Source organism: Ascidiaceihabitans donghaensis, assembly GCF_900302465.1.
GTDB lineage: Bacteria > Pseudomonadota > Alphaproteobacteria > Rhodobacterales > Rhodobacteraceae > Ascidiaceihabitans > Ascidiaceihabitans donghaensis.
On sequence record NZ_OMOR01000001.1, the window covers coordinates 3,273,412 to 3,295,474 of the forward strand.

Sequence of the window (22,063 nt, forward strand, 5' to 3'; positions counted from 1 at the left end):
GTGCATCGATTGCAGCCGGCCTTTTGTATTTTGAGGGGAACGGTGTGGTGCCGTTAAGCGGCTTTTTGCGTCGCTGGTAAAGTCACCAGATCAGACACCGGCATTTCCAGCAGATACCGCGCTTCTTCGTTGGTCAGATAGCTCAGAAAGCCCTCAAGCGGCATGTCACTGCCATGTCGGTACCAGCGCAAAGCACCCGGTTCGTTGTGCATATACCCCATACGTTCCGCGAAACCCTTAAACGCCACAGTACGGGCCATGAACCCAAACAGATAATCAGGATTCCAACGCTGCATTGCGGTCAGAAGACCGTAGCGCGCCAGAACCGAAGACAGGCCGTTGCCACGGAAGCGCCCCTCATTCGGGCTCATCCAGACTTCACCATGATAAATCACGCGACCCGTGATGTGTTTTGCGCCGGGGCTGGCCCGAAACCGCGACCGGTCCAGATCAAGATCAGGGATCGCAGGGGGAAATTCACGGAACTTGTGTTGCATATAATCCGCAAGCGTTTCTTGCCGCAGGTCGATCAAACGCGCGGCCTGAGTATGCATCAAACGTCCGTCGATGTCCCGACCAGTCAACCAAAAGGCGTTTCCGGGGTTTAGATTCTGCAACTCTGGATTGAAGGGCGCACCCATGGCCTGCGCCGGCCGGTCACGGTCCAGAATCTCTTGGTATTCGTCAAAATTCGTACCAATTGTGACGTCGATATCATTTTCCCACAATATATCGCGGCTGGTTGCGATAAATTGTGCCGAATCGTTGCGTGGTTGAAGTGTCATTTCTGTTCCCTTACCCAATGCTTGAGAACAAGGTTAACAAAAATTTCTTGCTATGACCCGTATTTAAAATTGTCTGGGTCAAAACGTAGCGCAAAATCTTCATCCGGTTCGCGGAAGTCTTCTGGGCCAAACCCAAAGATATCAAGGTCAGCCGAGGGCTCAACCAACGACAAAAGAGCTGAGCTTCCGTCTGGAAATGCGCCGCTTAACATCAATCTACGATAGTTAACGGGCATGGGTTGGCCGCCATCGGATCGCGGCACCATCGTGCGCACATGATCCAATCTGGGGTTGTGCGTGATGTCTGTTTCCTGAAATGCCACATTCAGCATGCGGGCAAAGTCATTTCCGCCCGGCATTTTGCCCAATGTCTGGCCAACACTGCTAAGTGCTTTTTGCTTGCCGAACCAGCGTACGAAAAAGGATTCGTCACCGAATTCGACACAAATCCAACCCACTGGAGTAAAGCGATAGATGATCAAATAGGGGCGAATGTGCTGCATCTCGGGGGCTTCGATACGCCCGCCACACATGATCCAACTGCGTACCGTTTCACGCAGCAGGGCACTGTCCGTGTCCCACATGCTGCGCAATGCATGTTGTTGCTGATAAAAGTACCAACCGTTGTCTTCTTGATGGCGAAGATACTGTAACCCATTGACATGGCTCGATTGTCCGCGCAGCCAAGCATGCCCTAACGCAATGATTTCTTCGGCTTGAGGTAAGGCGCGTATGCCCGCTTCGGTAAGGGTGTACTGGCGGTCGACCACACGAAACAGCTGTTCGCCTTTCAACTCTTCCAGGGTCGCAATGTGGCGTCGCACGGTTTGCCGTGTGCTGCCCAGTTTTGCGACGGCGTGGCTAAGATTTAATTCTTGGGCAAGCATCGAAAACGAGCGCACCATTTCGAACAACAGGGGGTTCGTCAGGTCAGACAATAATTCGAATCCTATAACCGGTACACGCAACTTCGCCTTGTTACAGAGCATCCGTAACATAGTGGTTAATGGTACACAAATCATACATCGATGCAACATCTATGGTTGAAAAATGTACAAAGTTACTCAATTGCGCCGAATTGAGAATTTTAGGATCAAAAGGACAGTTCAACCGGGGATAATTATAACAATGCCACACTCAGTAGATGTTCACGTTGGTCGTCAGCTCAAACAGATCCGTACTTTGCGCCGTCTGTCACAAACGGACGTCGCACGTCGTCTCGGCCTGTCGTTCCAACAAATCCAAAAATACGAAATCGGTTCAAACCGGATTGCAGCCAGTCGCTTGTTCGAGCTGGCGAACATTCTGGACGTCTCAACGTCGTACTTCTTTGAAGGCCTCGATGCCGACAGCGAAGGGGCGGCAGACAGCGCCATGGATATCGTGCAGGCCGTTGCTTCCATCAAAGATGAAAAGACGAAATCACGTATCATTACCTTCATCGAGGATGTGGCGGGCGCTACAGTAACACGCCGCGCTTCCTAAACGCATCAAGCGTCAAACAAACACCGCGCGGCGGATCAGGTTCAAACCTGCGATCAGCAGAACAACCAACGTCGCGCGGCGAAATACAACATGATCGATACGGTCCAGCAACCGTCCCCCGATCCACAGCCCCAACACCGCTGGCGGCACCATAGCGAAGCTAAGCGGCAAGGTTTGCGCCCGCAGCACACCTGACCCCAAATGCGCAAACAGCAGCGCAACGGCCCCTAATCCGTACACGACACCCTGCACCCGCAAATGATCTGCTTTGTCGGTTTTCAAAGCAGTCAAATAGGCGACAGTCGGCGGCCCCCAAATACCCGACATGCCCCCCATCAATCCGGCGATTGACCCCGCTGTTGCCGCAACCTTGCCAGAGTGTCTTGCAAGCGTGATTTCAATACCGAGCAATTGCAGCATTGCGTAACTGACCACCGGAACACCAATCACCAGCAACATGACGTCCATCGGCAAAACACGGACCAATTGCGCCCCGACCAAAAGGGTCACCAACCCAAAGCTTAAAAACACACGAAATCGCTTGACCGATTCCCATGCCGCCCGCGCACCCTGCCGCAACATCTGCATAAAATTGGTCACAACAGTTGGCAGAATAAGCCCCGCAAGTGCCAATTCAGGGCTTAAAAACGTGCTTAAGCCGGAAATGATAATGGTCGGCAGCGCAAAACCAACCACGCCTTTGACCAAGCCTGCAAAAACCGCGATACTTACTGCCAGACACAGCTGCGGTACCGTCATAATGTCAAATAGTGCATCCATTGCGATGCTATAGCATGCCCAATAGGGCTCTGTTAAAAAATATCAACGCGCAATATTCTGACAACAATCGTCGCATATGGGTATTTAAGTTGCGCTGCACCTGCGAAGTGAATAGACACGCGCTTAAGCTAAAAGAGGGAAAAACTTCATGGCACATGACGGACAAGACCTTGGGATGACACAGGCTGTGATCCTTGACGATTTGTTGGCACTGACAGGCGCGGCAGTGGCCCCTGTGGACGCTTTACTTGAAACCGCGAAAGACCGTTTGCGCGGACTGGTCAGCGCGGACGGGCGCGTGTCGGCACGACTGGTCGAAGAACATCAAACCGCCACCCACGGGCTGGCATGGCTTGCCACGTATGCCCAATCGCTGCGCGAGATGCACAAGTGGGCAGAAGCGATTAAGGCCGACGGCAAATTTGGTGAAATCGAACAATTGATCCTTCAGATCACCTTTGGTGAATACCTCTGGCAGGTCTATGGCGGCATCCAAATGAACCAGGGCGAAGTCTTGCGTTTGCAGGATATGGGCCTGTCCCAAGATGACATGCGCACCATGATGCAGCCTGAAATCCAGACCCTGACACAGCATGGCAACACTCAGGCCGCCCGCGTGCGTTTGGTTGAATTGATGCAAGAACGCAGCGCCGAAGTGACTGTCGGGGCCACCGGCCTTGATGACGAACTGGAAATGATCCGCGAACAGTTCCGTCGGTACGCCGTTGAAAAGGTCGAACCCTTCGCCCACGACTGGCACCTGAAGGATGAGTTGATCCCGATGGAAGTTATCGAAGAGCTGGCGGAAATGGGTGTCTTCGGCCTTACTATTCCAGAGGAATACGGTGGCCTCGGTCTGTCCAAAGCCTCTATGTGTGTTGTGTCAGAGGAACTGTCACGCGGATATATTGGTGTCGGCTCCCTCGGAACACGATCCGAAATCGCAGCAGAGTTGATCATTGCAGGCGGGACTGACGCCCAAAAAGAGAAATGGCTGCCGCGTCTTGCATCAGCAGAAACGCTGCCCACCGCCGTCTTTACCGAACCAAACACGGGGTCTGACCTTGGCAGCCTGCGCACCCGCGCCGTCAAAGACGAAAACGGCGACTATAAAGTGACGGGTAACAAAACGTGGATCACGCATGCCACGCGGACCCAGATCATGACGCTGATGGCACGCACCGATCCGGAAACCGACAACTACAAAGGTCTTTCCATGTTCCTGGCAGAGAAAACGCCGGGCACCGAAGAGAACCCCTTCCCCACCGAAGGCATGACAGGCGGCGAAATCGAAGTGCTGGGCTACCGCGGCATGAAGGAATACGAGCTGGGGTTTGATAACTTCCACGTCAAGGGCGAAAACCTTTTGGGCGGTGAAGAAGGCAAAGGGTTCAAACAGCTGATGGAGACGTTTGAATCGGCCCGTATCCAAACAGCCGCCCGCGCGATTGGTGTGGCGCAGTCCGCTTTGGATCTGTCCATGCAATACGCCATCGACCGCAAACAATTCGGCAAATCCCTGATCAATTTCCCCCGTGTGGCCAACAAGCTGGCCATGATGGCAGTGGAAATCATGGTGGCGCGTCAGCTGACGTATTTCTCTGCCTTTGAAAAAGACGAAGGACGCCGTTGTGACGTTGAAGCGGGCATGGCCAAACTGTTGGGCGCTCGTGTCGCATGGGCGGCAGCCGACAACGGTTTGCAAATCCACGGCGGCAATGGCTTTGCACTGGAATACAAAATCAGCCGTGTGCTGTGCGATGCACGTATTCTGAACATCTTTGAAGGTGCGGCAGAAATCCAAGCACAGGTTATCGCGCGGCGTTTGTTGGGCTAACCCCTAATACCGCGTTGAAAGCACGACCAGACATGGCCGATCCGCAAGATAAGCGGGTCGGTCTTTTTTGTTGGTTTCGCAAAGCGCTTTGGCACGGTTTTGCGCTTGTGTCGCATCCGGTTGTCCGGTGGCCATCCCGATGGCCCCGCCAGGCGACAGTGCAAAAGCCTTAGCGCCTGCACCACGTGTGTAAGAGTTATACAGCTCCAAGGTGCGCGGAGCGATTGTGCCTTTGAACGCACGGTGTTCAAACCCCACTTTAAACTCCGTCACCTCGCATGCCGGGCCATGTTGCGCACAATATGCCAAGGCGTCCTCTTTGGCGGCAAGCACGTCATTATACCCGACCGTCCAGCCGAAATGTCCCTCTGGGCCACGTGCAAAAGCGGATGCCCCTGTCTTTTTCTTGTGCCAGTTCTTGAGTGCCTTTTCAGCGGCTGACGGTTCATGCCCAACGGTCTGCGTCTCTGCATCTTGGGAATTGCTGTCCAGAATTCGCCCAATGTACAAAAACAGGGCAAGCAACAAAACAACGGCAACAGCCGTTGCCAGATCAAGAAAAACAGGGGTCTTTTGAAACTTGTGCATGGCAAGCAACCTACAAGGATCGTAACGCTCTGCAACACTGCAAAACGGGGCAGAACAGCAGCGGACTTGCGATGTGCTGCATTGCAGCATATCGTGTATCCATGACCAAACAGCGTTTGAACAAAGACAAATGGATCGCAGCCGGGTTTGTAGCCCTTCATCGCGATGGCCCTGACGGTCTGCGCGCAGAGCCACTGGCGCGTGAATTGAACACAACTAAAGGGTCTTTCTATTGGCATTTTGCCGATGTGGTTGCCTTTCAAAGCGCCCTTTTGGACCACTGGCAAGCCGACGCTTTGAAGGCCATTGTGCAAGAACTCGAAACAGCTGGTCCCGCCGATGAACGGCTGCGGCGCTATGGTCGACTGCTTTACAACGACAAAACGGAACGTGCCCTGCGGGCTTGGGCCACACATGACGCCAACGCCCAAGCTGCCCTTGATGCAGTAGACAGCGAACGGCTGGTCTACATCGGCTCTCTTATGGGGCAGCTGGGGCTATCAAACCCGGCCTTCACCGAAGCAGCCTACAGCAGCCTGATCGGCGGTGGGTTTCTTAATGGCGAAAGCGAAGGCTTTGATGCTTTGGTCGATGTGGTTCTGGCGCTGCAATAAGGGATTTTGATATGAAATACTTGGCATTCGTCTTGGCCTTCTACGCCACTGCATGCACGTCGGACGACGTGTCGCAATATGACAGTACGGCAGACACCGTCTGGACCTTGGTGACCTTGGATGGAACACCCTTCCCTGCCAAAGCAACGCTTACTTTCCCGACCTCGGGACAATTGGCGGGGCGTGCGCCTTGCAACGCCTACCGGGCCGAACAGACCGCACCATATCCTGCATTCGCAGCAGGTCCGATCCTGTCGACAAAAGCGGCATGCCCCAACTTGCCCCTTGAGCAGCGCTACTTGAAAGCGCTTGGCGAAGTGACCCATGCGGACATTACTAAAACCACACTTATTTTGACATCGACAAACGGCAGGACGCTGCAATTCAAACCTGACGATTGAAGGCCTCGACAAACCGGTCTCGTGCTTCGGGTAGGGGGCGATTTCCCAAATTGGCCGCCAAATGATTGCGCAAGAAATGGCCAGTGGTTGCAAATCCCTGAATAATTTCGGCGTCCGGGGCCGGCCCCACACCGCGCAACACATCTGGCAAAGGCAGCAAGCGGTCTGCCCAGTCCCCGGCACCGTTCCGCGACACGGCGCGGCCGGTTTTGGGCGAGACATACACCAAATCGTCTAGTGATCCCGTCACCGCACAGGCCGACAAATCAAGGCCGTGCCCCATTTCCTCTAGCAGCGCGACTTCCCAACGCAGATAGGCCAACGGCCAAATATCTGGTTGCCCCAAAAGATCCAAAAGCTGTTCGGTGCGCGTGTACAACGGTGCATGGGGTTCGCGTTCAGGCAGGCAAAAACTGAGCAAGGCCGTGACCGTATTCAATCCAGCCAGTGACAAACGGTCTGCCATAGCCACGTCGGCCCGGCTGCGAATTGGCTCAACGGTGAAACTGCCAATGTGGTCCTCAAGACGCGCCCGCCATGCGACGTCCAATTGGGCACCGGGTTGTAAGATCGGTGCAATCTTGCGGCTGGTGCCACCCCGCACAACACCGGCATGACGGCCCTGATCCGGCGTGAAAACTTCAATGATTGCAGAGCTTTCACCGTGGCGGCGCACCGCCAGTAGAATTCCGGTGCCGCGCCATTCCATTTAGGACAGACCTTCTTGATCCAGAAGATGACGTCCCGCCCGGTCTTCCACCTCAATCACCCAAAGATCGGGATCAAATCCACGTTGGCGCTCAATGGCGGCATCCACATCGCGCTCTGCCCCCGCTGCCAGTTCGGCCCAAACGCGGCTGTCTGACATCAAATCAAAAGACCGCTGAAACAAAACGGCTTTGTCATCCAATGTACTCAGCTTCACCAAGACTGCACCGCCAGTATCGTCACCATGAGCCACCACAAACGCGGGAATATCAAACACCCGCAAACGCGCGAGATAGGCATCAACCCAAAACCGCGACGTCAGGCGGGTCATTGTGTCTTTTTCCTAAAAAAATCCCCGCCGGAGATTTCCAAGGCTGCCAAGTCACGCATTGCCATCTTTGAAATCCAGGCCCATCTCCGAATAGCGTTCGGCTTCGTCCAGCCAGCCGGAACGCACTTTGACTTGCAAAAATAAATGCACCTTGCGGCCCAAAAATTCCGTCAATTCCTCGCGGGACGCTTTGGAAACCTGCTTGATGGTTTCACCCTTGTGACCCAGCAGAATGCCTTTGTGACCATCGCGAACGACGTATATGATCTGGTCGATTTTGGCGGAACCGTCTTTGCGTTCTTCCCAGTTTTCCGTCTCAACGGTCAGCTGGTAGGGCAATTCCTGATGCAGTCGCAACGTCAGCTTTTCGCGGGTCATTTCAGCCGCGATCATGCGCAAAGGCAAATCGGCGATCTGGTCTTCGGGGTACAACCATGGACCTTCGGGGACTTCACCCGCCAACCAAGTGCGCAACGCGTCTACACCGTGGCCTTTTTCAGCGGAAATCAGGAAGGTCTCAACGAAAGGATAGCGTTCATTCAGGTCTTTGGTCAGTCCCAACAAAACGGGGGCCTCGACGCGGTCGATCTTGTTGACGGCCAACGCAACTTTGCGGCCTTTGCCGACGTCGCCCAGCCCCTCCAATATGCGTTCGACCCCTTCGGTGACGCCGCGATGGGCTTCAACCATTAGAACCACAACGTCTGCATCCGCGGCCCCGCCCCACGCGGCAGCCACCATAGCGCGGTCCAGACGGCGCCTTGGCTGGAACAAGCCCGGCGTGTCCACAAACACCAACTGTGCGTCACCCTCCATTGCAACCCCGCGAATGCGGGCGCGCGTTGTTTGTACCTTGTGGGTGACGATGGAAACTTTGGCGCCGACCATGCGGTTCAAAAGGGTGGATTTTCCGGCGTTCGGCTCTCCGATAAGGGCGACAAATCCTGCGCGGGTGGTCATTTTGAATTCTCCAAATCAGCCAAAAGGGCTTTGGCAGCGGCTTGTTCAGCTTGCCGTTTTGACCCGGCGGTGGCCAAGGCTTGAGCGCCCGTATCAAGGCGGGCCGCAATGGTAAAGACCGGGGCATGGTCGGGGCCACTGCGCTGTGTTTCTACGTAGCGTGGCGGGGCCATTTTGCGGGCTTGGGCCCATTCCTGCAACGCGGTCTTGGCATCACGCGCGTCTTCTTCGACTTGTCCGATGCGTGCGCCCCAAAGACGCAAAATCATATCGCGGGCTGCTGCAAACCCCGCATCCAGATAAACGGCTGCAATGACGGCCTCAACCGCATCGCCAAGCAAGGCATTCTTGCGCCGCCCCCCCGACACCATTTCTGATCTGCCAAGCCGCAGAACCTCGCCCAACCCAATGTCGCGGGCCACATCAGCGCATGCCTCTTTGCGCACAAGGGCGTTGAAACGCGGCGCCATCTGTCCTTCGGTGGCAGATGCATCCCCAGCGAAAAGCGCCTCAGCCATCACCAGCCCCAAGACCCGATCCCCTAAAAACTCCAGACGCTGGTTGTCTTCGCGCGTGGGCGATGACATCGAGGCATGCGTCACAGCACGGGTCAGCAATGCGGGATTTGCAAAAACATGCCCGATGCGCGTTTCGAATTCTTTTAGCTCAGCACTTAATTTCATCGTATCTTCGTCCAAAAACGCGCACCTCTAAATCCGGTAGGATCCCAAAGCGCAAAGCCTGCATTCGAAACCACAACACGTGTGGCCCGCCCAACAAGGTTTTCCACCGGCACAAACCCCACACCGCCAGCGGCCTGCGCCATGCGACTGTCAGCAGAGTTATCACGATTGTCCCCCAACACAAATATCATGCCATCCGGCACCGTAATCTGCGCCATAGAATCGGCCTGCGTCCGGCTGATGTCCAAAATCCCGTAGCGCCGCCCGTCAGACGTGGTTTCCTGCAGCAGCGATTTCGCACAACGTCCCCCCAAAGGCGTCACAGTCCGGCACCGCGGCAACGCGTGGCCCAGACCTTGCATTTCCATGGGTTCAACATAATCGCCTTGCGCTGTTTGCGTCAGTCCCGCGCCATTCACCACCACCTGCCCGTCTTCCAACGCAACAGTATCGCCCGACACTGCGATCACACGTTTTATGAAATCACGACCCGTGACGGGGTGTTTGAACACGACGACATCGCCACGATCCGGATTGCGTTGCAACATACGGTCCGCATCGCCACACAGCCCGAAACAGGGCAACCCGTATGCTGTGGTGGATACCGTTATGTAATCCCCGACAACAACTGTGGGCTTCATACTGCCTCCGGGAATCCAGAATGGCTGCACCGCAAAGGTGACCCCCACCAAAGCCACAAACCCACCCACAACAGCGATCTGCCCGAACACAGACGGGTCACTGTGATCATATTGGTTTGTGCCCAGTTCAGCGCGTTTGAAAGCTGCAAACAACGTCAGGATAAACCCCACATACGGCACCAACCACAACAGCGCCCACCACCCCGACATACCCATGTCATGCAACCTGCGCACACCAAGTGGCAGCAAAGGCAGGGCCACGGTCACGGTCACAAAACGGATGTACCCGAAACTGACAGTTGCCGGAACAAGCGCATGATAGACCAAGGATGCAACGACAATGACAATCAAGGCAAAGATCACAGGCCAGATAAACGCAGATCTGCTGGCGCGACCGCTGAACGTAAACATAAGCCGCACACAGTCGATCACGGCACGGACTGGGCCCAAGTGCGGGGCCGGTCCGCTTGTCCGCCTGCTGTCAGAGATCAATGGACCCCTTTAAGAAAGCGATCGCCGCGCCACGTCCAGAAATACAACATAGATGCCCCCGCCGACGAGAATACGATGCGGTCCGCGCGGCCGATCAGGTTTTCATAGGGCACAAAGCCCACCCCACCACGCACCTGCGCCAAGCGGCTGTCAGCGGAATTGTCACGGTTGTCGCCCATGAAAAAGAACTGCCCTTCAGGCACGCGGAACACAGCGGTGTTGTCAGCGGGCAGGTCAGCAATGTTGAGAATTTTATGTGATGTGCCATTCGGGAACGTTTCGACGAAACGCGGCTTTTCACAAACGGCGCCCAACGCAACAGGGCCGTTTTCGCACCCCGGTCTGCGACCTTGCGGACCCTGTGGCGCGTTTGTTTCCGTGAAAATGCCATCTGGTTCTTGCGGCACAGGCTTGCCATTCAAAATGATAACACCGTTTTTCACCTGCAACGTATCCCCCGGCAGGCCGACCAGACGTTTGATGTAATCCACGCCCGAGACGGGGTGACGGAATACCACGACGTCGCCGCGTTCAGGCTCACCGCCCCAAATGCGGTTGTTGTCGTTTTTCAAAAAGCCGCAAAGGTCTTCGGCGTCAACACCAGCGAAAGGCAGGCTTGGGCAAGAGGCATATGAATAGCCGTAAGCCATTTTGTTCACGAAAAGAAAATCACCAATCAACAGCGTTTCTTTCATCGACCCTGACGGAATCCAGAAAGGTTGAAAAAACAGCGTCCGAAACACACCTGCGATCAGCAGCGCGTAGACCACTGTTTTGATCGTTTCGACGATGGAATTGCCTGATTTTTCTTCGCTGGCCATGTCTGTCTTCCTGCTCATGTCTGGACTGCTTCTTGCGGGTCCGAACAGGCCAAGTCAAGCGACTGGACGTGCCTCAATGACAACAAAGGCCTGCGCCCAGGGGTGATCGTCGGTCAAAGTGACGTGAATGATGGCCTCATGACCCGCAGGCGTCATCTCTTTCAAGCGCTCGGCCGCCCACCCTGACACCGCCATGACAGGCTGGCCTGTGTCCAGATTGCTCACGGCCATGTCCTTCCACGCGATGCCCATGCGCAAACCTGTTCCAAGCGCTTTTGAACAGGCTTCTTTCGCAGCCCAGCGTTTGGCGTATGTACCCGCCACATCACGCCTGCGCCCGGCCTTGGCCTGTTCCGTATCGGTGAACACACGATTGCGAAAACGGTCGCCGTGACGGTCCAAGACGCCTTGAATACGGTCGATGTTCGCCAAATCTGTGCCAATCCCCAAAATCAATTCGCAGTCTCCAGATCATAGACCAAAATGCCATCCCCGCCTTTGGGACACAGCGCAACAAGCCTGCGTCCGATAGCTTGGTGTGCCGGATCATCCGCATAGGATTGCAACGCTGCCGCGTCTTTGGCGTCCAGCGTAAAGCCATAGCTGTACCCCGGCGTTTTGTCTTCGAAATCGCGGTTCGGGCCAGCCACAAACCCCGAAATACCCGGCAAGGTCCGCGTCAGCGTTTCAAGGTCGCGCAAGGCAACTTCAAGATCCTTTATTGCGGCAGATGGCACATCCAGCATGACACAATGACGGATCACGCACGCGCCTCGTCCATCAAACGGCGCATTTCGGCAATGGCGGGATTCAACCCACGAAAAATCGCTTCACCAATCAGAAAATGCCCGATATTCAGTTCTTTAACCTCTGGAAAGGCCGCCACGGGTTGCACCGTCTCATAGGTCAAACCATGACCGACATGGACTTCTAGGCCAAGATCATGGGCAAAGCTGCTCATCTCGCGCATGGCTTCCAGTTCACGGTCGCGGTCGTTGATGCGGCCTTCATGATGCGCGTCGCAATAGGCACCTGAGTGCAATTCAACCACTTCGGCACCAATGCGGTGCGCGGCCTCGATCTGGCGTTTGTCTGCAGCGATAAAGATTGACACCCGGCTGCCTGCTTCGCGCAGGGGCGCTATGAAATGGGCCAGCCTGTTTTCTTCACGGGCGACTTCCAAACCGCCTTCAGTTGTGCGTTCTTCGCGCTTTTCCGGCACGATGCACACAGCATGGGGTTTGTGACGCAAAGCAATTGCCTGCATTTCTTCAGTGGCCGCCATCTCGAAGTTCAGCGGCACCGTAAGCATGTCCATTAACCCGTCAATATCTGCATCCGAGATGTGGCGCCTGTCTTCGCGCAGATGGGCTGTGATGCCGTCACACCCGGCCTCCTGCGCGATCTGCGCGGCGCGTAGTGGGTCAGGCGTGTCGCCACCACGTGCGTTGCGCACGGTGGCCACGTGGTCGATGTTGATGCCCAAACGCAGTTTTTCATCCGATGTCATAACGCACCTTTCTTCGTATTGGCTTTCGTTTTGGCCTTTTCGTCGGTTTTGATCTGGCCAAGAAGATATTTAGGGCAAAAGAAGCGCGCGGCACCGGCAAAGTACACAGGTTTATTGTACCGACACAGCGCAAACGCGGCTGCGCACTATTCTTCAATTTTGCGTTTGGCTTCGGCTTTGGCCGCTGCTTTGGCCTTCAAAGCTTCGAATTTGGCCTTGATCACGCCTTTGCGACGGTGCTGATAGGCGCGGATCAAAGGCACCGAAATATAGTAGCAAACGGTCGCACATAGGATGCCCGGCAAGATGCCCCCGACCAGATAGGGGTAGAAAACCTCATGATAGAACACCATGATTCCGTGCCAGTCGGTGGCTTGCCCCGTTGCCACGTTTTTCATGTTCAGCCAAAGGTCAGCCGCAGCGTCCCAGAATTTGCCGCCAAAAGACCGTTGCGCGCCTTCTTCCATTTCGGTGCCCAGCAACCAGTGCCCCGTTTTCAAGGCGGCAAGGCCAATGGGAACATACGTCAGTGGGTTTCCGAAAAAGGTCGCCATCAAAGAGGCCAGCATGTTGCCGCGCATAAGCCGCGCGATCAAAGCGGCCACAATGAAGTGCATGCCATAAAAGGGGGTGAACGTGGTAAAGACACCGGCCCAAATGCCGCGCGCAATGCGTTCGGGACTGTCCGGCAAACGGCGGACCCGATGTTTGACATAGTGAAACGCACGCGCCCAACCGCCGCGTGGCCAAAGAAATTCGGCCACCGCACGCAAAACCGGTTTTGGGTCGCGGCGTTTAAAAATCACCGTGGTGTCCTTTGTCGTTTCAGACGGTACGGGCCTTTTCAGGGCCGGTACGCGCCATATCTCTTTGCCGCTCAACGCTGGCGACATCGCTTTCGGCTTCCAACGCGCCCACAAGGGAATGCAGGTGTGCCACGTCTCTTAATTCCACATAGATCAGCAAACTGTAAAAGTCAGGTTTCCGATCCACAAAATGTAAGTCTGAGATATTTGCGCCAGTCTCACCAATCAAGGTGCAGGTGCGACCCAAGACACCTGCATCGTTCCCGATGGTCAACTTCAACGTCGCCCCATATTGCGCAGCGTGGCTGCCATCGTGCCAATGCAGGTCCAACCAACGATCGGGTTGCTGTTCAAAGGCTTCCAGTCGTTCGCAATCAATGGTGTGCACAACAACGCCTGTGCCGCGCTGCGTGATCCCGATGATCCGTTCTCCGGGCAAAGGCTGGCAACAGCTGGCGCGTTCAAACGACTGGCCCGGCGCCAAACCGATAACCGCCCTATGCGCATCCACGGACGCACCGGATTTTTGTTGCAGATCGGGGTAGATGGCCTGCACCACCTCGCGGCCCGTCAATTCGGCTGACCCCAAACGCGCCAGAACCTCATCGCCATCTTTCAATCGCAACTGTTTGGCAGCAGAGGCCAGCGCTTTGTCCGTGGCCTTCTTTTTGACGTTGCCGAAGGCAGATCGCGCCAGTTCGCGGCCCAGTTTGATAAACCGTTCACGGTCCGCTTCGCGCAAAGACCGCCGAATGGCAGATTTCGCTTTGCCGGTTTGGGCAATGTCCAACCATGTTGCTTGGGGCGTTTGCCCTTCGGCGGTTACAACTTCCACCGATTGCCCGTTTTTCACACGGGTCCACAGCGGCACACGCATCCCGTCCACTTTGGCCCCCACACAGGCGTTGCCGATGCGCGTGTGGATGGCATAGGCAAAATCGATAGGTGTCGCCCCACGCGGCAATTTCACCACCTCGCCTTTCGGAGTGAAGCAAAAAACCTGATCCGAATACATTTCGAGCTTTACGGCCTCAAGAAAGTCCTCGTGATTATCTTCGCCATCAAACTGTTCGGTCAGTTGCGCAATCCATTTGGCCGGATCTACAGCAAAGGGGTTCTGGGTGCGCACGCCATCGCGGTAAGACCAATGCGCGGCAACACCGGATTCTGCCACATCATGCATTTGGCGGGTCCGAATTTGCACCTCTACCCGTTTGCCGTCGCGGCCCGACACTGTGGTATGAATAGAACGGTATCCATTGGATTTTGGCTGGCTGATATAGTCTTTGAAACGGCCCGGCACAGCCCGCCACCGTTGGTGGATGGCCCCCAAAATCCGGTAGCAGTCTTCTTCGGTGCCCGTCACGATCCGAAATCCGTAAATATCGCTGAGACGGCTAAAGGACTGTTCTTTTTCCTGCATTTTGCGCCAAATCGAATAGGGCTTTTTGGCGCGGCCAAACACATCAGCTTCAATATCGACTTTCTCAAGTTCCAAACGCATATCACCGGTAATGCGTTGGATCACGTCACCGGTTTCGCGTTGCAGTGTGATAAAGCGGCGAATGATGCTGGCGCGGCCTTCTGAATTGAGAACGCGAAACGCAAGGTCTTCCAGTTCTTCACGCATCCACTGCATGCCCATGCGGCCTGCCAATGGCGCAAAAATGTCCATGGTTTCGCGGGCCTTCTGGACCTGCTTTTCGGGGCGCATGGATTTGATGGTGCGCATGTTGTGCAACCGGTCAGCCAGTTTGACCAGAATAACGCGCAAGTCTTTGGACATCGCCATAAACAGCTTACGGAAATTTTCCGCCTGTTTGGTCTCAGAGCTGGTCAGTTGCAGGTTTGTCAGTTTGGTGACGCCGTCCACCAGCTTTGCGGTCTCTTCCCCGAAAAGTTCCGAGACCTCAGCGTAGGATGCTTTGGTGTCTTCAATGGTGTCGTGCAGCAAAGCGGTGATGATGGTGGCATCATCCAGACGCTGCTCAGTTAGAATGGCAGCAACCGCGACGGGATGGGTGAAATAGGGTTCACCAGAATGGCGAAACTGCCCTTCGTGCATTTCGCCGCCATAGTCATAGGCGGCGCGAATAAGGGCTTCGTTTGTCTTGGGGTTATATGTGCGGACCAGTGCGATCAGGTCATCGGCTGTGGTCATCCGGTCCGCATCCTAAGTCGTGGCCTTAGCTTTGGCCTTGGGCCGCCATCAACTGACGCAACAGCATTTCTTCGTTCATGCTGTCTTCTTCGGGTTTGTCTTGCTCGGCACCCATCAAAAGCGCCATTGCGTCTTCTTCGGCTTCATCAACTTCAATCTGGCTTTGGTTCGATTCGATCAAACGTTCACGCAGTTCATCAGCGCTTTGCGTTTCGTCAGCAATCTCGCGCAAGGACACAACAGGGTTTTTGTCATTGTCCCGATCCACAGTGATCGCAGCACCAGCCGAGATTTCACGCGCACGGTGCGATGCAAGCATCACCAACTCAAAACGGTTTGGGACTTTATCGACGCAGTCTTCAACAGTAACGCGGGCCATTGTGGTGCTCCAAAAGCAAAGGATAGGAATAGAAGCGGGTGTTTAGGCGGGATTCCCCTAATTTACAAGCAGATATTATAACGCTTTGACCTCATCGCGCAGCGACTTTGGCAGCGCCGCCAACATCTGCAACACAGTCAGGCCTGACACCGGATGACGCCAGTCCGGCGCAATATCGGCCATCGGCACAAGGACAAAGGCGCGGTCCTGCAAACGGGGATGCGGCAAGATCAACGTGTCAGGGGCCTTGAGAGACTGCGCTTCGGGGTTCAGATCACGCCACTGCGTGTAAGTGGCCAGATCGGGGGCCACCTGATCGTCGTAAGCAATCAAATCCATATCAAGCGTGCGTTGCCCCCAACGTTGGTCTCGCACCCGCCCAAAGCTGTTTTCAATCTTGTGCAATTCGGCCAAAGCCTGCGCGGGCGACCATGGCGCTTCCAGCGCGACGGCTGCATTCACATAGTCCGGACCGGCACCCGCAGGAAAACACGGGGTGCGATAAAAAGGGCTGACAGCCCGAATCACGACCTGTGATTGCATCAACGCATCCACCGCTTTACCCAAGGTCAGCTCTGGCGCACCAGCGGATGATGGCTGATTTGCCCCTAGGGCAACTACCAATTGTGAGCAGATTTGCGCCACTTTCCCCCCCTTTTCACCCAAACGCAGACTTGATCCGTGGGTGGAAATACTATCTTCACAACATTGCGTAGCCGATTTTATTCAAACGCACACTTCGAAACTCTATATCTCTCTCTGCGGCTACGAAATTCTTCGGAAGGACATTTAAATGTTTTACAAGGACGAACGGCTGGCGCTGTTCATTGACGGGTCCAATTTGTATGCCGCAGCCAAATCTTTGGGCTTCGACATCGACTACAAGCTCTTGCGTCAGGAATTCATGCGTCGTGGCAAATTGCTGCGGGCGTTCTACTACACGGCATTGCTGGAGAATGACGAATACTCCCCCATTCGCCCGCTGGTAGACTGGCTGAACTACAATGGCTTCACCATGGTCACAAAACCGGCCAAGGAATACACCGACAGCATGGGCCGGCGTAAAGTCAAAGGCAACATGGACATCGAACTGGCCGTGGATGCCATGGAACTGGCACCCCGCGTCGATCACATCGTCTTGTTTTCGGGCGACGGCGATTTCCGCCCGTTGATCGAAAGCCTGCAACGCCAGGGCGTGCGCGTGTCTGTGGTGTCCACCATCCGCAGCCAGCCACCGATGATTTCGGACGAACTGCGGCGGCAGGCCGACAACTTCATCGAACTGGACGAATTGAAAGACGTCATTGGGCGTCCCCCTCGTGAATTCACACCTGAACGCGACGAGGTTGCCGCACAAGCGCAATGATGACCACATAGCATTTGTGTTGAAGCGCCGATGGGGAAACCTGTCGGCGCTTTTCGTTTCTCTCTAACAGATCGCGCCACCTGCTTGAATTTGGATATGCGAACAGCAAACTTTGTCAAAAGGCCCGACACTCGGACCTCGCATCCCAAAGGAACGTATTATGGCAGCTTCTGACCAACAGCCCACCAATGCAGGCTTTCCCGCCAAAACATCCGCTTTGGACGTGTTGGACGGCATCGACCTAAGCGGCAAAACGGCCGTGGTGACGGGCGGCTACAGCGGCATTGGATTGGAAACGGTCAAAGCCCTTGCCGCAAAAGGGGCCAAAGTCATTGTGCCGGTGCGCAGTCCGCAAAAGGCACAGGATGCACTGGCCCAAGTCAACGGTGATGTGACAAGTGCCGCCATGGATTTGGCCGACATCACCTCTGTTCGTCGCTTTGCCGCAGATGTTTTGACCCAAACAGACACGCTTGATCTGCTGATAAACAACGCAGGCATTATGGCCTGCCCTGAAACCCGCGTGGGGCCCGGCTGGGAGGCACAGTTCGGCGTGTGCCACATGGGCCACTTCGCATTGACCCAAGACTTGATGCCAGCACTGCAAAAAGCATCCGGCGCACGCGTCGTGGCCTTGTCCTCTACGGGTCACAAGCTGTCGGACATCCGCTGGGATGACGTTCATTACACCGATGAACCCTACGACAAATGGCAGGCGTACGGCCAAGCCAAAACCGCCAATGCGCTGTTTGCAAATGCTTTGGCCCGCCGCCTGAAGGACAGCGGTGGCCACGCCTTTTCCGTCCATCCCGGTGGCATTTTTACGCCCTTGCAGCGTCACCTGCCAAAAGAAGAAATGATCGCTTTGGGGTGGCTGGGCGCAGACGGGGAACCTTCGGAATTGGCCAAGCAAGGCTTCAAAACGCCTGAACAAGGCGCATCCACCACCGTTTGGGCCGCAACTGCCGCCGTGTTGGACGGAAAGGCTGGGGTATATTGTGAAGACTGCGATGTTGCTGCTGTGACCGACCCTGATAGCCCAACAGCACGATTTTCAGGGGTCAACGCACACGCTTGCGACGACGACAGCGCCGAACGGCTTTGGGCCCTAAGCCAAGACCTTCTGGCCCACACACACTAAGGCGCTGCATAACCAGATGAAAAGCAAGCGGCCTCCAACAGCTCTGGACCACAGCGCCCCTTGCGCTTATCCATAAGCCAGATGCACATGCCTGCGGAGGCCCCCATGACCAAAGCCCCTTTGACACTGTACCTTGCGGCACCGCGCGGCTTTTGCGCAGGCGTCGACCGCGCCATCAAGATTGTGGAAATGGCGTTGGAAAAATGGGGGGCGCCCGTCTTTGTGCGCCACGAAATTGTGCACAACAAATTCGTCGTCGACGGCTTGCGCGACAAAGGGGCCGTTTTTGTCGAAGAACTGTCCGAGTGCCCCGACGACCGCCCCGTTATCTTTTCGGCCCATGGTGTGCCGAAATCTGTGCCCAATGCCGCGGCCGCCCGCCAGATGGTCTATGTCGATGCAACATGCCCGCTTGTCAGCAAAGTCCACATCGAAGCGCAACGCCATTCTGACAATGGCCTGCAAATGATCATGATCGGCCACGAAGGGCATCCCGAAACCGTAGGCACCATGGGGCAACTGCCCGACGGCGAAGTGCTGCTGGTCGAAACCCCGCAAGATGTTGCATCCGTGGCAGTGCGCGACCCCGACGCGCTGGCCTACGTGACACAGACCACCCTTTCGGTGGACGACACAGCCGACATTGTTGCCGCTTTGCAGTCGCGGTTTCCCAACATCGTAGGCCCGCACAAAGAAGACATTTGTTACGCCACAACCAACCGTCAGGAAGCCGTAAAAGCCATGGCCCCCAAATGCGACGCGATGCTTGTTGTGGGTGCACCGAATTCATCGAATTCCAAACGGCTGGTCGAAGTCGGCGCACGCGCGGGCTGCCAATACGCGCAGCTGGTGCAGCGGGCCACAGACATTGATTGGCGGGCTTTGGACGGAATCACATCCATCGGGATCACGGCTGGCGCTTCTGCCCCCGAAGTGTTGATCAACGAAGTCATCGACGCTTTCAAAGGCAGATATGACGTGACCGAGGAACTGGTGGAAACCGCCGTGGAAAACGTAGAATTCAAAGTGCCCCGCGTGTTGCGCGAACCAGCATGAGCCAAAGGGCCGTCTTTCCCAAAGGCGTCACCGCTGATGATGTGCCGTTAAAGCTGTCGCCGGCCGTCATGTCCAATGGTCATCTGTTTGTGACAGGCATGACAGGCAGTGCAACGGACGGCACGATGCCTCAAGACCCCGCCACACAATTCCGCAGCGCCTTCGACAAAATCGCAGCCTGTTTGGCAGGCGCTGATCTGGATTTCGGCCATGTTGTCGAAATGACCAGCTACCACATCAAGATTGCCGAAAACTTTGATACGTTTTCAACCGTCCACGCCGCTTATGTCAAAGCCCCCTACCCTGCTTGGACCGCCGTCGAAGTCGCAGGACTGCGCCGCCCCGGCGCCTTGGTCGAAATTCGCGTAATTGCACGCGCCCCTTCATAGCTTCCAAGATCGGAGACCCGCCTTGATCACTCTTCAATTTCTGCTCACTGCTTTTGTTGTTGTCATCGCCCCCGGCACCGGCGTCATCTACACCCTCGCCCTTGGGCTGGGTCAAGGCCGACGGGCCGCCATCTGGGCCGCTTTGGGGTGCACCTTCGGGATCGTGCCCCACCTTGCCGCCGCCACCTTGGGGCTGGCCGCGATCCTGCACACCTCAGCCCTGCTGTTCAATGTCGTGAAGTTCGCGGGCGTCGCTTATCTGTTGTATCTTGCGTGGCAGGCGTTGAAATCAGGCGGGGCGCTGGCCGTGTCCGAAACCAAAACAACAGAAAGCGGCTGGCACATCGCGCGACGGGGGGCGTTGATCAACATTCTGAATCCCAAACTGTCGATCTTCTTTTTGGCCCTTCTGCCGCCGTTTCTGTCTGGCACCGCCAGTTCCGCAACGCTTGAGATGTCCGTGATGGGGCTTGTGTTCATGGCGATGACCTTTGCTGTGTTTGTGCTGTACGGCAGTTTCGCCGCAGCCGCACGACGCTGGATTTTGGGATCGGAACGGGCCATGGCGTGGCTGAACCGCAGCTTTGCAGTTATCTTCACGGCCTTGGCCGGACGATTGGCTTTGGAACGCGCCTGATGTTTGGTATTCCGCGCGCTCCTCTGCTGCTTGGGTTGGCCGGGCTGATCCCGTTTGTATGGGGTGCTATCAGCTATCTTGTGCCCAGCCTTGCCACATGGGGCGCAGGACTGTTCGGGCCACGCAACGTCAGCTTGTTTGTGCAACTCAGCTACGGCACGGTTATCTTAAGCTTCATGTCGGGTGTCCTTTGGGGCTTCGCCACCAAAACACGCGGGGCGCAGGCCGCTGTTGGCTATGCCTTGGCCACGCTGCCTGCTTTGTGGATATTTCTGGCCCCTGCGACTGGCCCGACAAGCGGGCTGATGAACCTGATTTTTGGCTTCATCGGCGTCCTTATCCTTGATTTCGCCTTTACCGCATGGGGGCTTACCCCAGTGTGGTGGATGCGTTTACGTGTGTTATTGACCACAATCGTGGTTGGAAGCCTTAGCATCGGAGTACTCTTTTGACGGACACAGAAACCCTGAATGTCTACGCCCAAAAAGCACAGGACTACGCCGACTTAACGGTTGAAGGCACTCGCAAAGACAAGCAATTGCTGGGCTTTCTTGCCGCACTGCCACCCGGAGGCACGGTGCTTGATATAGGATGCGGTCCGGGCCACGCGTCGGGCCAGATCGCGCAAGCAGGCTTTCGCGTCATTGCAATGGACCCCGTGCGCGAAATGGTAGACCTTGCAGAACAGCAAAACGGTGTAAGTGCCACGCAAGGCACGTTTGATGATGTCACAAGCACCGACTGTTACGACGGAATCTGGGCCAACTTTTCCATGCTGCATGTGCCCCGCGCAGATGTCCCGCGCCACCTTCGCGCCATCGCCACAGCCCTCAAACCCGGCGGCGTGTTTCATATCGGCGTAAAGCTGGGCTCTGGCGAGAAAAGGGACCCGATCGGCAGGCTCTACACCTACTTCACAGAACCAGAACTGGAAACGCTTTTGGGGGACGTGAACCTCACAATCACTGACCGGAGTTATGGAAGCGATAAAGGGCTGGACGGCGTCATGGCAGACTGGATATGTCTGCGCGCATATGGCTGATTTATTTGCATACACGGACGGCGCCTGTTCAGGCAATCCCGGCCCCGGCGGCTGGGGGGCTTTGCTGCAGGCCAAAGACGGCAACACAGTTGTCAAGGAACGCACCCTGAAGGGTGGCGAAAAGCAAACCACCAACAATCGGATGGAGCTGCTGGCCGCAATCAATGCGCTTGAATCGCTGACCCGAAAGACCAAGATCACCATCGTCACCGACAGCAACTATGTCAAAAACGGGATCACATCGTGGATCTTTGGGTGGAAGAAAAACGGTTGGAAAAACGCGGCCAAAAAGCCCGTCGCAAATGCCGAACTTTGGCAGCGGCTTGATGCGGCAAACGCGCAGCATGATGTGACATGGGAATGGGTCAAAGGTCACGCCGGCCACCCCGAAAACGAACGTGCCGATGAACTGGCGCGTGCAGGAATGGCACCGTTTAAAAAATCTTAAAC

General features: G+C 55.7%; 29 protein-coding genes. 12 read left to right on the forward strand and 17 right to left on the reverse strand.

From position 1 onward, the window contains the following. Positions 1-53: 53 nt before the first annotated feature. Together ASD8599_RS16270 and ASD8599_RS16275 are read right to left on the reverse strand one after the other, a co-directional pair. A complete protein-coding gene (locus ASD8599_RS16270) occupies positions 54-785 on the reverse strand; it encodes a hypothetical protein (protein ID WP_108829504.1) in 732 nt (243 codons plus the stop codon). Positions 786-835: 50 nt separating this feature from the next. Beyond that, entirely contained in the window at positions 836-1,723 is an 888-nt protein-coding gene (locus ASD8599_RS16275) for a helix-turn-helix domain-containing protein (RefSeq protein WP_181364520.1), read from the reverse strand. Between the two features lie 190 nt (positions 1,724-1,913). Here ASD8599_RS16275 and ASD8599_RS16280 point away from each other — a divergent pair, with 190 nt between their 5' ends. Beyond that, a complete protein-coding gene (locus tag ASD8599_RS16280) occupies positions 1,914-2,270 on the forward strand; it encodes a helix-turn-helix domain-containing protein (RefSeq protein WP_108829506.1) in 357 nt (118 codons plus the stop codon). Positions 2,271-2,282: 12 nt separating this feature from the next. Here the strand turns inward: ASD8599_RS16280 and ASD8599_RS16285 are convergent, their stop codons facing one another. After that, complete coding sequence (locus ASD8599_RS16285; RefSeq protein ID WP_108829507.1) at positions 2,283-3,050, reverse strand: sulfite exporter TauE/SafE family protein; 768 nt, start codon at positions 3,048-3,050, stop codon at positions 2,283-2,285. A 148-nt stretch (positions 3,051-3,198) separates the two neighbouring features. Here ASD8599_RS16285 and ASD8599_RS16290 point away from each other — a divergent pair, with 148 nt between their 5' ends. After that, positions 3,199-4,887 carry an acyl-CoA dehydrogenase family protein gene (locus ASD8599_RS16290; protein WP_108829508.1) on the forward strand — a complete coding sequence of 563 codons (1,689 nt, stop codon included), beginning with the start codon at positions 3,199-3,201 and terminating at the stop codon, positions 4,885-4,887. Positions 4,888-4,890: 3 nt separating this feature from the next. On the opposite strand, the gene ASD8599_RS16295 is transcribed toward ASD8599_RS16290, so the two are convergent. Continuing rightward, positions 4,891-5,475, reverse strand: coding sequence for a hypothetical protein (locus ASD8599_RS16295; RefSeq protein ID WP_108829509.1), 585 nt, complete (start codon positions 5,473-5,475; stop codon positions 4,891-4,893). 101 nt (positions 5,476-5,576) lie between these two features. Between ASD8599_RS16295 and ASD8599_RS16300 the strand changes: the two genes are divergently transcribed. Together ASD8599_RS16300 and ASD8599_RS16305 are read left to right on the forward strand one after the other, a co-directional pair. Further along, the gene (locus tag ASD8599_RS16300; protein ID WP_146188226.1) at positions 5,577-6,089 is read left to right on the forward strand and encodes a TetR/AcrR family transcriptional regulator; all 513 of its coding nucleotides are present in this window, start codon (positions 5,577-5,579) and stop codon (positions 6,087-6,089) included. Between the two features lie 11 nt (positions 6,090-6,100). Continuing rightward, entirely contained in the window at positions 6,101-6,490 is a 390-nt protein-coding gene (locus ASD8599_RS16305; protein ID WP_108829511.1) for an META domain-containing protein, read from the forward strand. On the opposite strand, the gene recO is transcribed toward ASD8599_RS16305, so the two are convergent. From recO to folK, 13 genes are all read right to left on the reverse strand, one after another. After that, positions 6,474-7,199: a DNA repair protein RecO gene (recO, locus tag ASD8599_RS16310; RefSeq protein ID WP_108829512.1), complete on the reverse strand. Its 726-nt coding sequence runs from the start codon at positions 7,197-7,199 to the stop codon at positions 6,474-6,476. The two genes, ASD8599_RS16305 and recO, sit on opposite strands and share 17 nt — an antisense overlap. Beyond that, complete coding sequence (locus tag ASD8599_RS16315; protein WP_108829513.1) at positions 7,200-7,529, reverse strand: DUF1491 family protein; 330 nt, start codon at positions 7,527-7,529, stop codon at positions 7,200-7,202. A 51-nt stretch (positions 7,530-7,580) separates the two neighbouring features. Continuing rightward, positions 7,581-8,489 carry a GTPase Era gene (era, locus tag ASD8599_RS16320; RefSeq protein ID WP_108829514.1) on the reverse strand — a complete coding sequence of 303 codons (909 nt, stop codon included), beginning with the start codon at positions 8,487-8,489 and terminating at the stop codon, positions 7,581-7,583. Then, positions 8,486-9,172, reverse strand: coding sequence for a ribonuclease III (gene rnc, locus ASD8599_RS16325; RefSeq protein WP_108829515.1), 687 nt, complete (start codon positions 9,170-9,172; stop codon positions 8,486-8,488). The genes era and rnc overlap by 4 nt, the downstream gene beginning before the upstream one ends. Next, entirely contained in the window at positions 9,169-10,224 is a 1,056-nt protein-coding gene (gene lepB, locus ASD8599_RS16330; protein ID WP_146188227.1) for a signal peptidase I, read from the reverse strand. Before lepB (ASD8599_RS16330) ends, rnc begins: the two co-directional genes overlap by 4 nt. 77 nt (positions 10,225-10,301) lie before the next feature. After that, complete coding sequence (lepB, locus tag ASD8599_RS16335) at positions 10,302-11,126, reverse strand: signal peptidase I (RefSeq protein WP_108829517.1); 825 nt, start codon at positions 11,124-11,126, stop codon at positions 10,302-10,304. A gap of 54 nt (positions 11,127-11,180) precedes the next feature. After that, positions 11,181-11,582: a holo-ACP synthase gene (gene acpS / locus ASD8599_RS16340; RefSeq protein ID WP_108829518.1), complete on the reverse strand. Its 402-nt coding sequence runs from the start codon at positions 11,580-11,582 to the stop codon at positions 11,181-11,183. Beyond that, positions 11,579-11,890, reverse strand: coding sequence for a Dabb family protein (locus ASD8599_RS16345; RefSeq protein ID WP_245926073.1), 312 nt, complete (start codon positions 11,888-11,890; stop codon positions 11,579-11,581). The genes acpS and ASD8599_RS16345 overlap by 4 nt, the downstream gene beginning before the upstream one ends. After that, positions 11,887-12,636, reverse strand: a complete 750-nt coding sequence (locus ASD8599_RS16350; RefSeq protein WP_108829520.1) for a pyridoxine 5'-phosphate synthase — start codon at positions 12,634-12,636, stop codon at positions 11,887-11,889. The genes ASD8599_RS16345 and ASD8599_RS16350 overlap by 4 nt, the downstream gene beginning before the upstream one ends. 146 nt (positions 12,637-12,782) lie before the next feature. After that, positions 12,783-13,442, reverse strand: coding sequence for a DUF2062 domain-containing protein (locus tag ASD8599_RS16355; RefSeq protein ID WP_108829521.1), 660 nt, complete (start codon positions 13,440-13,442; stop codon positions 12,783-12,785). Positions 13,443-13,461: 19 nt separating this feature from the next. Further along, a complete protein-coding gene (locus ASD8599_RS16360) occupies positions 13,462-15,603 on the reverse strand; it encodes a RelA/SpoT family protein (RefSeq protein WP_108829522.1) in 2,142 nt (713 codons plus the stop codon). Between the two features lie 25 nt (positions 15,604-15,628). Further along, the gene (gene rpoZ / locus ASD8599_RS16365; RefSeq protein ID WP_108829523.1) at positions 15,629-15,982 is read right to left on the reverse strand and encodes a DNA-directed RNA polymerase subunit omega; all 354 of its coding nucleotides are present in this window, start codon (positions 15,980-15,982) and stop codon (positions 15,629-15,631) included. A gap of 75 nt (positions 15,983-16,057) precedes the next feature. Next, positions 16,058-16,627 carry a 2-amino-4-hydroxy-6-hydroxymethyldihydropteridine diphosphokinase gene (gene folK / locus ASD8599_RS16370; protein WP_108829524.1) on the reverse strand — a complete coding sequence of 190 codons (570 nt, stop codon included), beginning with the start codon at positions 16,625-16,627 and terminating at the stop codon, positions 16,058-16,060. A gap of 148 nt (positions 16,628-16,775) precedes the next feature. Between folK and ASD8599_RS16375 the strand changes: the two genes are divergently transcribed. From ASD8599_RS16375 to rnhA, 8 genes are all read left to right on the forward strand, one after another. Beyond that, on the forward strand, positions 16,776-17,348 hold the full coding sequence (locus ASD8599_RS16375) for a LabA-like NYN domain-containing protein (RefSeq protein WP_108829525.1): 573 nt from the start codon (positions 16,776-16,778) through the stop codon (positions 17,346-17,348). Between the two features lie 160 nt (positions 17,349-17,508). Next, positions 17,509-18,489 (forward strand): oxidoreductase, encoded by a 981-nt coding sequence (locus ASD8599_RS16380; RefSeq protein ID WP_108829526.1) that lies wholly within the window; start codon positions 17,509-17,511, stop codon positions 18,487-18,489. Positions 18,490-18,594: 105 nt separating this feature from the next. Then, the gene (gene ispH / locus ASD8599_RS16385) at positions 18,595-19,545 is read left to right on the forward strand and encodes a 4-hydroxy-3-methylbut-2-enyl diphosphate reductase (protein ID WP_108830238.1); all 951 of its coding nucleotides are present in this window, start codon (positions 18,595-18,597) and stop codon (positions 19,543-19,545) included. Next, the gene (locus tag ASD8599_RS16390; protein WP_108829527.1) at positions 19,542-19,934 is read left to right on the forward strand and encodes a RidA family protein; all 393 of its coding nucleotides are present in this window, start codon (positions 19,542-19,544) and stop codon (positions 19,932-19,934) included. The genes ispH and ASD8599_RS16390 overlap by 4 nt, the downstream gene beginning before the upstream one ends. Before the next feature lie 22 nt (positions 19,935-19,956). Beyond that, the gene (locus tag ASD8599_RS16395) at positions 19,957-20,571 is read left to right on the forward strand and encodes a LysE family translocator (RefSeq protein ID WP_108829528.1); all 615 of its coding nucleotides are present in this window, start codon (positions 19,957-19,959) and stop codon (positions 20,569-20,571) included. Further along, positions 20,571-21,023, forward strand: coding sequence for a DUF3429 domain-containing protein (locus ASD8599_RS16400; protein ID WP_108829529.1), 453 nt, complete (start codon positions 20,571-20,573; stop codon positions 21,021-21,023). Before ASD8599_RS16395 ends, ASD8599_RS16400 begins: the two co-directional genes overlap by 1 nt. Next, positions 21,020-21,613: a class I SAM-dependent methyltransferase gene (locus ASD8599_RS16405; protein ID WP_108829530.1), complete on the forward strand. Its 594-nt coding sequence runs from the start codon at positions 21,020-21,022 to the stop codon at positions 21,611-21,613. The genes ASD8599_RS16400 and ASD8599_RS16405 overlap by 4 nt, the downstream gene beginning before the upstream one ends. Next, positions 21,606-22,061, forward strand: coding sequence for a ribonuclease HI (gene rnhA, locus ASD8599_RS16410; protein ID WP_108829531.1), 456 nt, complete (start codon positions 21,606-21,608; stop codon positions 22,059-22,061). Before ASD8599_RS16405 ends, rnhA begins: the two co-directional genes overlap by 8 nt. The last annotated feature ends 2 nt before the right edge of the window (positions 22,062-22,063 follow it).